The following is a 12,404-nucleotide window of genomic DNA, read 5'->3' on the forward strand; positions in this document are numbered from 1 at the left end:
CTGGCGGGGCTTGGGCAGGCGAAACAAGGGCCCATATTAGTCCTTTGTCTAAGCACTTTCACCCCCGAACATGTAGGGGCTAACTTACCTTTAGTTCAGATTTGCCGTAGAATCAGCGAGCCTTTTAAGGCGCCAATGTCCGTTGGAAGCTGTTTTCAAAGCGTCACGAGCACAGTCAAGTTAATCCCGCAGTGCGGCGTCGACAGGCCATCCCCTCATCACGGATGGCCGTGTCGACCGCCTCTCCTCCCCGTCCTGCAGGCGTAAAACTTTGAAAACAGCTTCTGTTAGGAATTGCCGACACCCTGCCAACAAGGCTCCAAAGTCTTGCGTGGGTACGGACAATTTCTGGATGAGCGTCCCGGACACCCATTTGGGACCACTGATGAGGGTAATACTGTGCTTGAAGCCTACCGTAAACACATCGAAGAGCGTGCCGCCCAGGGTATCGTGCCCCAGCCGCTTAACGCCGAACAAACCGCAGGCCTTATTGAGCTGCTGAAAAATCCCCCGGCTGGCGAAGAAGCTTTCCTTGTCGATCTGATCACCAATCGCGTTCCACCAGGCGTTGACGAGGCTGCCTACGTCAAGGCCGGTTTCCTGTCTGCCCTGGCCAAGGGCGAAGCCACTTCTCCCCTGATCGACAAAAAACGTGCAACCGAACTGCTGGGCACCATGCAGGGCGGCTACAACATCGTCACGCTGGTTGACCTGCTCGACGACGCTACTCTGGCGCCGGTCGCTGCCGAACAGCTCAAGCACACGCTGCTGATGTTCGACGCCTTCCACGACGTGGCCGAAAAAGCCAAGAGCGGCAACGCTCACGCCAAGGCAGTCGTTCAGTCCTGGGCCGACGGCGAGTGGTTCAAGAAGCGCCCGACGCTGGCCGACAAGATCAGCCTGCGCGTCTTCAAGGTCACCGGCGAAACCAACACCGACGACCTGTCGCCAGCGCCTGATGCCTGGTCGCGTCCAGACATCCCGCTGCACGCTCTGGCCATGTTGAAAATGGCCCGTGAAGGCATCGTTCCGGACGTACAGGGCTCCATCGGTCCGATGAAGCAGATCGAAGAAATGCGCGGCCAGGGCTTCCCTATCGCCTACGTCGGTGACGTGGTCGGTACCGGCTCCTCGCGTAAATCGGCGACCAACTCGGTACTGTGGTTCTTCGGCGACGACGTTCCTTACGTGCCGAACAAGCGTGCCGGCGGCTTCTGCTTCGGCAGCAAGATCGCTCCTATCTTCTACAACACCATGGAAGACGCAGGCGCCCTGCCGATCGAATTCGATGTCTCGAACATCAACATGGGCGATGTGATCGACGTTTACCCGTACGCTGGCAAAGTCTGCAAGCACGACAGCGACGAAGTCATCACCACCTTCGAAATGAAGACCCCGGTGCTGTTGGACGAAGTCCGCGCCGGCGGCCGTATCCCGCTGATCATCGGCCGCGGCCTGACCAGCAAGGCACGTGCCGAACTGGGCCTGCCAGCCTTCGACTTGTTCAAGACGCCTGACCAGCCAGCCGAAAGCACCAAGGGTTTCACCCTGGCGCAGAAGATGGTCGGCAAGGCGTGCGGCGTGGAAGGTATCCGTCCGGGCACCTACTGCGAACCGAAAATGACCACCGTCGGCTCCCAGGACACCACTGGCCCGATGACCCGCGACGAGCTGAAAGACCTGGCCTGCCTGGGCTTCTCGACCGATCTGGTCATGCAGTCCTTCTGCCACACCGCGGCCTATCCGAAGCCGATCGACGTCAAGACGCACCACACGCTGCCTGACTTCATCATGACCCGTGGCGGCGTTTCCCTGCGTCCGGGCGACGGCATCATCCACAGCTGGCTGAACCGCATGCTGCTGCCGGACACCGTCGGCACCGGTGGTGACTCGCACACCCGCTTCCCGATCGGTATCTCCTTCCCGGCCGGTTCCGGTCTGGTTGCGTTTGCTGCCGCCACTGGCGTCATGCCGCTGGACATGCCTGAGTCGATCCTGGTTCGCTTCAAGGGCAAGATGCAGCCTGGCATCACCCTGCGCGACCTGGTTCACGCCATTCCTTACTACGCAATTCAGGCTGGCCTGCTGACCGTAGAGAAGAAAGGCAAGAAGAACGCGTTCTCTGGCCGCATTCTGGAAATCGAAGGTCTGGACAACCTGAGCATCGAGCAGGCTTTCGAGCTGTCCGACGCGTCGGCCGAACGTTCGGCTGCCGGTTGCACCATCAAGCTGGCCAAAGAGCCGATCATCGAATACCTGAACTCGAACATCACGCTGCTGCGCTGGATGATCGAACAGGGTTACGGTGATCCGCGCACCCTGGAGCGTCGTGCTCAGGCGATGGAAGCCTGGGTTGCCAACCCAGAGCTGCTGGAAGCCGACAAGGACGCCGAGTACGCTGAAATCATCGAGATCGATCTGGCCGACGTCAAAGAGCCTGTGCTCTGCGCGCCGAACGACCCGGACGATGCCCGCCTGCTGTCTTCGGTACAGGGCGAGAAGATCGACGAAGTGTTCATCGGTTCCTGCATGACCAACATCGGCCACTTCCGCGCTGCGGGCAAGTTGCTGGATCAGGTCAAGGGCCAGTTGCCGACACGCCTGTGGCTCTCGCCGCCGACCAAGATGGACGCTCACCAGTTGACCGAAGAAGGCTACTACGGCATCTACGGCAAGGCTGGCGCGCGCATGGAAATGCCGGGCTGCTCGCTGTGCATGGGTAACCAGGCACGCGTAGAGCCGAACTCGACAGTGGTATCGACGTCGACCCGTAACTTCCCGAACCGTCTGGGTGACGGCGCGAACGTCTACCTGGCCTCGGCCGAGCTGGCGTCCGTCGCATCGATCCTGGGTCGCCTGCCGACCGTCGAGGAGTACATGGGCTACGCGCAACAGATCGACACCATGGCAGCGGACGTTTACCGCTACCTGAGCTTCGATCAGATCGCCGAGTTCCGTGAAGCCGCAGCGAACGCCAACATCCCGGTTGTTCAAGCGTAATAGCGAAACACAGCGTTGAAAGAACCCCGCCTTGTGCGGGGTTTTTTTATACCTTCGATAAAGCAGAAAAAGCGGACGCAGAGCGTCCAGAGAGGCATTCCCACGCTGGAGCGTGAGGAACGATCGGTGATGGGTTGAGACTGATCGTGCCAACGCTCCGCGTGGACATGCAGCACGTGATGCTCCGCGTCACATGGGACTCAGACGCGAAACACGAATTGGCTGAATGCTCAAAATAATAAAGGCTACAGATAAACCTCGATAATTCGCTTCACCCTACCCAGCCCGTCCCGTAGTTCATCCATGCTCACCGACCCCAGCGCCAGTCGCAGTGCATGCGGCGTGCTGGTGGATATCGAGAAAGGCTCGGCGGTCGATACAGCGACCTTTTCCTGCAACAAGGCCAAGGCGATCTGGTCGGCGCGGGCATCCTCTGGTAATGGGAGCCAGAGAAAATAGGACGAGGGGTGGCCGACGAACTCAATGCCTTCAAGCACCTCGCGAGCCGCTGCTTGTCGGGCCTCGGCGTCGAGTCGTTTCTCTGCCTCGAGTTTCAGGACGGTGCCGTCTTCAAGCCAGCCGGTCGCAATGGCTGTCAGCACGCCTGGCGTGTTCCAGGTGGTCGCACGAATGGTTCGCTCCATCGCGGACACTTTGTCGAGAGGCGCGGCGACGAACCCTACCCGCAACCCGGTAGCGACGCTCTTGGAAAGCCCTGACACATAGACCGTCCGCTCTGGAGCAAGCTGTGCCAGCGGTACTGGAGGGTTGTCAGCCAGGAACGCATACGCCGCGTCTTCAACGATCAGCAGGTCGTGTTTTCTCGCTAAAACCACCAACTGTTCACGTACCTCGAGACTCATCACCCAGCCGAGCGGATTGTGCAGCGTCGGCATCATGTACAGCGCCTTTATCCGACGACTCTTACACAAATATTCCAATGCCTCCAGATCAGGCCCTTCAACCCCCGCAGGAATCGGCACGACTTCCAAATGCAGCGCCTGCGCCAGCACCTTGAATCCGGAGTAAGTGAGCGCATCGGCAGCGATTACATCACCCGGCTTGAGCGAAGCCATCAACGCAACTGCGAGCCCCTGTTGCGCGCCGTTGACGATCAGCACCTGCTCGGATTCTACCGTCAGCCCCCGTACGCTCAAATGTCGCGCAACCGCGGCACGTTCATGCGTACGTCCGGCATGAGGCTGATAACGCAACAACGAATCCAGATCACCTGACAAAGCCAGCTGCCGTAATGCCATTCGCAATAGCTCAGCCTGACCGGGCAGTGACGGGTAATTGAAATTGAAGTCGATCATGCCGACGGCTACGGCCTTCTGATCAATGCCAAGCCCCGGTGAAAGCGCAGTTTCGCGCACGAAGGTGCCACGCCCGACCTCACCGCTGACCAAACCCATGACTTCGAGCTCAGCATAAACTCGCGTGGCTGTCGCCAACGCCAACCCATGGTCTGCCGCCAACTTGCGATGGGTAGACAGACGCGTGCCCGGCAGCAGTCTTCCGCCACGAATATCCGCTGCCAGCTGATCGACTACCGATTTGTAACGCGCGACAGGCATCGTAAATGTATCCATGACGATTTTTTGATTGTATTGAATCACAGCCCTACGATGACTCAATCCCCACCGATTGAACAGCCGTGAGAAGAACCCATGGAACAGGCTTTGAACCCACTCCATAAGACCGCTCATACAAAAGGCAGCGGATGGCTGAGCGGCCTGATCGGTGTGTTGATCTTCAGCGGCTCGTTACCTGCCACACGAGTTGCCGTCATGGAATTCGATCCGCTGTTCCTGACCTTTGCCCGCGCGACCATTGCAGCAGCGCTGGCAATCGGCATGCTTGTGGCACTCAGGGAAAAACGTCCGGCAAAGCATCAGCTGTTTTCGCTGTGCATCGTCGCCACTGGCGTGGTGCTGGGTTTTCCGTTGCTGACCGCACTGGCGCTGAAGCACGTCACCTCGGCGCACTCCATCGTCTTCATTGGTCTGTTGCCATTGGCGACCGCCGTCTTCGGCGTGCTGCGCGGCGGTGAACGCCCCGGTCGTGCGTTCTGGCTGTTCTCGATTCTGGGCAGCGCTATGGTGGTGGGGTTTGCGCTGTCTCAAGGCATCAGCACATCAGCAACAGGAGACGGCCTGATGCTGCTGGCTATTATCGTCTGCGGGCTGGGTTATGCAGAAGGTGCCAGACTGTCGAGAGACTTGGGCGGCTGGCAGGTCATTTGTTGGGCACTGGTGATCGCCCTTCCCGTGATGTTGCCACTGGCGTTGATCAGAGCGCCCTCTTCGCTGTCAGGAATAACTGTCGGGGCCTGGAGCAGCCTGTTCTACGTCTCGGTTTTCAGCATGCTGATCGGCTTCGTTTTCTGGTATCGAGGGCTGGCACAGGGCGGCATTGCCGCGGTCGGTCAGCTTCAACTGCTGCAACCGTTCTTCGGCCTGGCGTTGGCCGCCCTATTGCTCGATGAACCTGTCAGCCTGGGCATGCTGGGCGTCACGGTTGCAGTGATCGGTTGCGTCGCTGGGGCCAAGAGTTTTTCCAATAAACCCCGATGAAGCGCCTTTCAATCGAGCTGAAGCTGCGAAAGCCACTGCTCCATCGCATCGCCACTGCTCATGGCAGGCTGCACCAGACCGTCGACCATAAAGGTCGGGGACACATGAATGCCATTCTGCCGGGCGTATTTGCAATGCCATTTGATGACGTGCTCAAGCTCGGGCTGCGCGAACGCTTCGACCAGCTGGACGCCGCTGTAGCCTTCCAGCCGGGCAATGATGTCGTTCGGTGTGGCGTCGAGATTGGGTCCGCTGGCGTGGTGCTCGAATTCGAATTCGGCGCGATGCGCAGCAACGGCTGCCATCACGGCCTTGGCCTTATTCTTGCCGCCTTCAAGGGTCGAAGCGGCCAGGATGCAGCGCACGATGACGCCGGAAAACATGTGCCACGGTTGGGACTGGAGACGAATTTTGATCGTGAGGCGGTCCTCGCCAGCCTGTTCCAGCAGCTTGTCGAGCTTGCGAAAAGCCTTGACCGAAAACGGGCACGTGGGCTCAAGGAATACTTCAAGAATGCGAGGGCCTTGACCCCAGGTAAGTGCGTCTGCCTGCATGATGAGTTGCTCTCTTTTGAATGACTGTCGAGGCGTCATGGCTTTAAAGACCGAGCGGCCGACATAACAATGCTCTGCCGGTCGGGATAGGCGCCAACATCACGAACGACCAACAGCAGCCTTTGCAACTGAACGTCAGTGGCGCCCATGAGTTCCGTCAAGACCTGTTACGAACTGGCACAGCTTGCCTGTCAGCACTTGAATAGCGCGTTGCCGTTTAATATCTTTTTCACATTCATGTGTCTATAGTGGCCTCCCTTGTTGGGGAGTAGCCTGCTCTGGACTTCGGTCATGGAGCGTTCGCGTCAACATTCTCGGCAACATGCCGTGGTGCGAACACCTTCTGGTTGGCGAGACCAACGATGCATCCATGCCTAAAGTCGGGCGTGTGGACGCGTCGTTGACTCATAGCCCGACTGGATGTTGACCGTGAATCCCATCTCCCTCATTTTCCTCGCTCTTGCCATGTCGACGGACGCTTTTGCGGCTGCCTTGGGTAAAGGTGCCAGCCTTCACAAGCCTCGTTTTATCGAAGCCGTGCGAACAGGATTGATCTTCGGCGTTATCGAGGCCATTACGCCAATCATCGGCTGGAGCATCGGACAGGTTGCAACCCGGTTCGTGGAAAGCTGGGATCACTGGATCGCCTTTGCCCTGCTGCTCGCGCTGGGCTTGCACATGATCTACAACGGGCTCAAACACGACGATGAAGAAGAGGAAAAACCCGGTCAGCACTCGTTTCTGATCCTGGCAGTCACCGCTTTCGCAACCAGTATCGATGCCTTGGCAGTCGGCGTGGGCCTGGCATTCGTGGACGTCAATATTCTGGTAGCTGCTGCCGCGATAGGCCTGGCAACAACCGTGATGGTCACCATTGGCGTGATGCTGGGTCGTGCGCTGGGAACGGTTGTCGGCAAGCGCGCCGAAATCGTCGGTGGTGTGGTGCTGATGCTCGTCGGCGCGACCATCCTCTACGAACACTTGTCCGCCGCTTGATCAACTGAACGGGCGAACAACACGCCCGGCTGCGACAACGTGTTTCAGACCCATACAAAAAACCCGCCTCTCTCAAGGCGGGTTTTTTGTTAACGGCCGGTCAAACCATCACACCGTGATGGCTTGTCCGCTCATGGCCAGGTCCAGCAACTCGCGGTTGGCGACGGCGTACATGGCGTAGTCGGTGCCGCTGGCGGCACGCAGTTCGACCAGCATGGCGCGCCAGCGCTCGACCATGAGGGCGTGCTGTTCGAGCCAAAGCGCCAGGCGCTCTTCCACGTCCGATGGACCATCCGGCATCTGCAGGACCGATACGGTGATCGCCCGCTGTTGCCAGTCGATGTCGTCGCGGAACGCTTCGCGGGCCAGGGCCTGCCAGTTGTTTTCCACCGGCAGGCTGCTGATCTGCTGCAGGTACCAGGTCACGTCCAGCGCACTGCCTACGGCGAAGTACACCTTGGCCACGTCGGCAGCGTTCTGCCCGGTGACGTCGGAGGCTTCGATGATCGGCAGCAGCGTGTACAAGTGCGTGGTGCCTGCCACCATGCGCGCCAGCAATTCCGGCACACCGGCTTCGACATAGGCCTGATAACGCGCCTGCCAGACTTCACGGGTCGGACCTTCCAGCAGCTCGTCGAGCTTGAGACCCAGTGCGGCGATGTGCGGACCGAAGTGCGCCACGTCACGACCGGCGTCCAGTTCGTTGCGACGGCTGCGCAGGAACCAGCGTGTGGCACGACGGCCCAGACGCATCAGCTCATCCATCAGCGACAGCTGGATTTCTGCCGACACCTTGTAGTCCAGCGCTTCGATCTGACGGAACCAGTGCGGGAGGTGGAAGATGTCACGCACGATCACGTAGGCACCGGCCACGTTGGCAGCGCTCATGCCGGTCGACTCTTTGAGTCGCTGCACGAACGTGATACCCATGTGGTTGACCAGATCGTTGGCGATCTGGGTGCTGACGATTTCGCGCTTCAGACGGTGACCGCGCATGGCCACGGAGAACTTGGCGCTCAGCGATGGCGGGAACGCGGTTTCCATGTCACGTGCCAGGTAGTCGTCATCCGGGACACGGGATTCCAGCAACGCTTCCTTGAGGTCGATCTTGCTGTAGGAGATCAGCACCGACAGTTCGGCACGGCTCAGGCCATGACCGGCCGATACGCGCTCGACGATCTGGTCTTCGGCCGGCAGGAACTCGATGGCACGGTCCAGCTTGCCACGGGCTTCCAGGTCGTTCATCAGACGCTTGTATTCAGCGATGCGGTCGTAGGCACGGCGAGCGGCCAGCGACAGTGCCTGCGTCTGCTTGTAGTTGTTGCCCAGCACCAGGTGGCCGACTTCGTCGGTCATGCTTTCAAGCAGCTGGTTGCGCTGCTTCTCGGTCATGTCGCCAGCCTGCACCACTTCGTTGAGCAGGATCTTGATGTTCACTTCGTGGTCGGAGCAGTCCACGCCACCGGCGTTGTCGATGAAGTCGGTGTTGGTCGCGCCGCAATTGAGGCCGAACTCGACACGGCCCAGCTGGGTCATGCCCAGGTTGCCGCCCTCGCCCACCACCTTGCAGCGCAGCTCGTTGCCGTCGACACGCAGTGCGTCGTTGGCCTTGTCGCCCACGTCCGCATGGGACTCTTCGCTGGACTTCACGTACGTGCCGATGCCGCCGTTCCACAACAGGTCCACAGGCGCCTTGAGCAGCGCATGCAGCAGTTCGGTCGGGGTCAGCTTGTCGGCTTTGATGTCAAAGCGTGCCTTCATCTGTTCGGTGATGGCGATGCTCTTGGCGCTGCGCGGGAAAATACCGCCGCCCGCAGACATGATGCTGGTGTCGTAGTCGGTCCAGGCCGAACGCGGCAGGTCGAACAGACGCTGACGCTCGACGAAGCTGGTGGCCGGGTCCGGATTCGGGTCGATGAAAATGTGCAGGTGGTTGAAGGCTGCGACCAGTTGCAGCTTGTCGGACATCAACAGGCCGTTACCGAATACGTCACCGGCCATGTCGCCGATGCCGATCACGCTGATGCTGTCCTGCTGAACGTTGATATCACGCTCACGGAAGTGACGCTGCACGCCAACCCACGCGCCCTTGGCAGTGATGCCCATCTTCTTGTGGTCGTAACCGGCCGAACCGCCGGACGCAAACGCGTCGCCCAGCCAGAAGCCGTAGTCGATGGCGATGCCGTTGGCGATGTCGGAGAAGGTCGCGGTGCCTTTGTCGGCGGCAACGACCAGGTACGGGTCGTCGTCATCGTGGCGAACCACGTTGACCGGTGGCACCAGCACGCCTTCCTTGAGGTTGTCGGTGATGTCCAGCAGACCCGAAATGAAGATGCGATAGCAGGCGATTGCCTCAGCCTGCACTTCGTCGCGATTGCCGGTGGTCGGCAGACGGCGCGGCACGAAACCGCCCTTGGCACCGACCGGCACGATGACCGAGTTCTTCACCTGCTGAGCTTTTACCAGACCCAGCACTTCGGTCCGGAAGTCTTCTTCACGATCCGACCAGCGCAGGCCGCCGCGCGCTACGTTGCCGAACCGCAGGTGCACGCCTTCGACGCGTGGCGAATAAACGAAAATCTCGAACTTGGGCACCGGCTTCGGCAGTTCGGGAATCAGACGCGGGTTGAACTTGAAGCTGAAGTAGCTCTTGTTCTGGCCGTTGGCATCGGTCTGGTAGAAGTTGGTCCGCAGGGTCGCCTTGATCAGGTCCAGGTAACGACGCAGGATGCGGTCTTCGTTGAGCACCTGAACGTCGTCCAGCGCGGTCAGGATGGCCTGTTCCAGACGCAGTTGCTTGTCGTCCAGATCGTCCGAACCCAGTTTGCGCGCCAGATAGAAACGGGTCTTGAACAGACGCGTCAGCTCGCGGGCGATATCGGTGTGGTTGTTCAGTGTGCTGGCGATGTAGCCCAGGTCGAAGCCCAGACGAATCTGCTTCAGGTAACGGGCATAGGCGCGCAGCAGCGCCACGTCGCGCCATGGCAGACCGGCAGTCAGCACCAGACGGTTGAACGCATCGTTCTCGGCATCGCCGCTGACGATGTGCACGAAAGCGTCCTGCAACGTGTCGTTGAGCTGCTGAATATCGAGGTTCAGGCCTTCGCCGTAGGTAAAGGCGAAGTCGTGAATCCAGAATTCGCGACCGTTGGCGTGGTGCAGGCGATACGGGAATTCACCCAGCACACGCAGGCCGAGGTTCTCCAGAATCGGCAGTACGTCAGACAGCGCCAGCGGCGTATCGGCGTGGTACAGCTTGCAGTGCAGTTGCTGACGACCACCGGCCAGTGGCTGGTAGAAGCTCATCACCAACGGATTGCTTTCGCTGAGGCTCAGCACATGCTGCATGTCGACCACGGCCGAATGCGCTGCGAAACGCTCGCGGTAGCCTGCCGGGAAGCCTTTCGGGAAGTCGGCGAGCACATTGGTGCCGTGGGCTTCGCCGAAGCTTTCGACCACCAGACTTGCGTAGTCGTCCTTCCAGGAACGGCAGGCCTGAATGACCTCGTTTTCCAGCTGGGCGACGTCGATTTCCAGATTGACCTTCGGGTCCACGCGCAGGATCAGCTGTACGCGGGCCAGCACGGATTCGGAGAAGAACGTCCAGAATTCGCAATCGCTGGCTTTCAGACGATCCATCAGCACCTGCTGGATCTTCTGCCTTACCTCGGTGGAGTACACGTCACGCGGCACGTAGGCCAGGCAGTAGCAGAAACGGCCGTACGGGTCCTTGCGCAGGAACACGCGAATCTTGTTGCGCTCCTGGATCTGCACGATGGACATGACGGTGCTGAACAGCTCGTCGACCGGCGTCTGGAACAGATCGTCGCGGGGCAACACTTCGACCACCTGCGCCAGTTCCTTGCCCAGGTGCGCCTTGGCATCGAAACCTGAACGACGTTCGACTTCTGCGACCTTGCGACGGATGTAAGGAATTTGCCTGACACTCTCGCCGTACACCGACGAGGTGTAGAGGCCCATGAAGCGGCATTCCTTGATGACCTTGCCCGACGCGTCGATCTGACGGATCGAGACGAAGTCAGGATAGGCCGGACGATGCACGCGGCTTGGCACGGCAGCCTTGGCGAACGACAGCAGCATCGGCTCTTGCAGGTATTTCACTGCGTAGTCTTCGATGTGCAGTTCTTCGCGGCTCAGGCCCGGACGCAGCAGCTTGGTCAGGCCCAGGAACGAGGATTCGTCGTAGATCAGTTGCCCGCCATCGGCGTCGTTGCTGACCTGGAATTCTTCATAGCCCAGAAAGGTGAAATGGTTATCCACCAGCCATTCAAGGAAAACCTTGATCTCGGCCTTTTCTTCGACGTCGGTGTTGGATTCGTTGGCGTCGATGCTGACAAGCAGGTCACGCAGGCGCGCTTTCATCGGCTCGAAATCTTCGACAGCGGCGCGGACTTCGCCGAGCACCTGCTCCAGTTCGCGGGCCAGCACGTTCAACTCGCTGGCGTTGGCGCAGCGGTCGATCTCCAGGTACATCAGCGATTCCTGCAATACGTCGTCGCCGGTGGTGCCTTTTGGCAGCAGTTCGAGCAACTGGCCATTCGGGCCGCGTCGCACGCTCAGGACGGTGGTTTGCAGGGTGTGGATGCTGTAACCGCGACGGTTCAGCTCGGTGCGTACGGAATCGACGAGAAACGGAAGGTCATGATGCAGCACTTCGACGGCGCTGTGAGTCGACTGCCATCCGTGACGCTCGTAATCGGGGTTGTAGACGCGGACCTGAGGATGGGCGTGTTCGAAACGCTCGAGCAGGCGCCAGGCGGACAGTGTGCAGCCCGCGAGGTCGGACAGTCGACGCTGTGTGAGTTCATCCAGTGAAATGATGCCGAAGAACTGTTCAGCGAACAGCGCCACTTGTGGCAGTGCCTGCTCGCTGATGTGCTGAGCCAGTGCCGATTGCAGTTGATGCTGGAAATCGGACTTGCTGGCTGCGGTGAAGAACGCCATCTGTGGTACTCCGCTTTGGCTTTTATTGGGGAGGCTTGAAGAAGGTGTTGTGATCCGGGTGTACCGGCGTCCGGTTGTATGGACACCACCTGATCGAGTGTAAAGCTAAAGTACTAACGCCTGTCGTGTCAGGGTAGTCACATTTGAATGTCGCAGTGCATGTCATGAAAAAAAGAAGCAGGAAACCTGAGGGCTTCGTGCGCGCACGTCTTTGGTGCAGCTTAACGACAGCGGACCGGACACTACTTACGAGGCTGCGACATATTCGGTCATCGCCAAGCCGGTCAACCGGCACGAAAGTGCCAATTAATGG

General features: G+C 59.5%; 6 protein-coding genes and 1 riboswitch. Of the genes, 3 read left to right on the top strand and 3 right to left on the bottom strand.

Annotation, left to right across the window (positions count from 1 at the left end):
- Window positions 1-399: 399 nt before the first annotated feature.
- Window positions 400-3,000 carry a bifunctional aconitate hydratase 2/2-methylisocitrate dehydratase gene (gene acnB, locus CFBP1590_RS18545; RefSeq protein ID WP_004883871.1) on the top strand — a complete coding sequence of 867 codons (2,601 nt, stop codon included), beginning with the start codon at window positions 400-402 and terminating at the stop codon, window positions 2,998-3,000.
- A 245-nt stretch (window positions 3,001-3,245) separates the two neighbouring features.
- On the opposite strand, the gene CFBP1590_RS18550 is transcribed toward acnB, so the two are convergent.
- Window positions 3,246-4,577 carry an aminotransferase-like domain-containing protein gene (locus CFBP1590_RS18550; RefSeq protein WP_088235698.1) on the bottom strand — a complete coding sequence of 444 codons (1,332 nt, stop codon included), beginning with the start codon at window positions 4,575-4,577 and terminating at the stop codon, window positions 3,246-3,248.
- Window positions 4,578-4,670: 93 nt separating this feature from the next.
- Here CFBP1590_RS18550 and CFBP1590_RS18555 point away from each other — a divergent pair, with 93 nt between their 5' ends.
- The gene (locus tag CFBP1590_RS18555; protein ID WP_029243391.1) at window positions 4,671-5,576 is read left to right on the top strand and encodes a DMT family transporter; all 906 of its coding nucleotides are present in this window, start codon (window positions 4,671-4,673) and stop codon (window positions 5,574-5,576) included.
- A gap of 8 nt (window positions 5,577-5,584) precedes the next feature.
- Here CFBP1590_RS18555 and CFBP1590_RS18560 read toward each other — a convergent pair whose 3' ends face one another.
- Window positions 5,585-6,130, bottom strand: a complete 546-nt coding sequence (locus CFBP1590_RS18560; RefSeq protein WP_088235699.1) for a DsbA family protein — start codon at window positions 6,128-6,130, stop codon at window positions 5,585-5,587.
- A 256-nt stretch (window positions 6,131-6,386) separates the two neighbouring features.
- Window positions 6,387-6,555: riboswitch (yybP-ykoY riboswitch) on the top strand.
- Between the two features lie 4 nt (window positions 6,556-6,559).
- On the opposite strand from CFBP1590_RS18560, the gene mntP reads away from it, so the two are divergent.
- Window positions 6,560-7,126: a manganese efflux pump MntP gene (gene mntP, locus CFBP1590_RS18565; protein WP_088235700.1), complete on the top strand. Its 567-nt coding sequence runs from the start codon at window positions 6,560-6,562 to the stop codon at window positions 7,124-7,126.
- 108 nt (window positions 7,127-7,234) lie between these two features.
- On the opposite strand, the gene CFBP1590_RS18570 is transcribed toward mntP, so the two are convergent.
- Window positions 7,235-12,091 (bottom strand): NAD-glutamate dehydrogenase, encoded by a 4,857-nt coding sequence (locus CFBP1590_RS18570; protein ID WP_088235701.1) that lies wholly within the window; start codon window positions 12,089-12,091, stop codon window positions 7,235-7,237.
- Window positions 12,092-12,404: the final 313 nt, after the last annotated feature.

Origin of the sequence: Pseudomonas viridiflava, from assembly GCF_900184295.1 — a bacterium.
Taxonomy (GTDB): Bacteria; Pseudomonadota; Gammaproteobacteria; order Pseudomonadales; family Pseudomonadaceae; genus Aquipseudomonas; species Aquipseudomonas viridiflava.

What these genes read in the sequence shown, in the direction of transcription:
- CFBP1590_RS18550 (WP_088235698.1), bottom strand. Translation starts at nt 4,577, where the DNA reads ATGCCTGTCGCGCGTTACAAATCGGTAGTCGATCAGCTGGCAGCGGAT.
- CFBP1590_RS18555 (WP_029243391.1), top strand. Translation starts at nt 4,671, where the DNA reads ATGGAACAGGCTTTGAACCCACTCCATAAGACCGCTCATACAAAAGGC.
- CFBP1590_RS18560 (WP_088235699.1), bottom strand. Translation starts at nt 6,130, where the DNA reads ATGCAGGCAGACGCACTTACCTGGGGTCAAGGCCCTCGCATTCTTGAA.
- CFBP1590_RS18570 (WP_088235701.1), bottom strand. Translation starts at nt 12,091, where the DNA reads ATGGCGTTCTTCACCGCAGCCAGCAAGTCCGATTTCCAGCATCAACTG.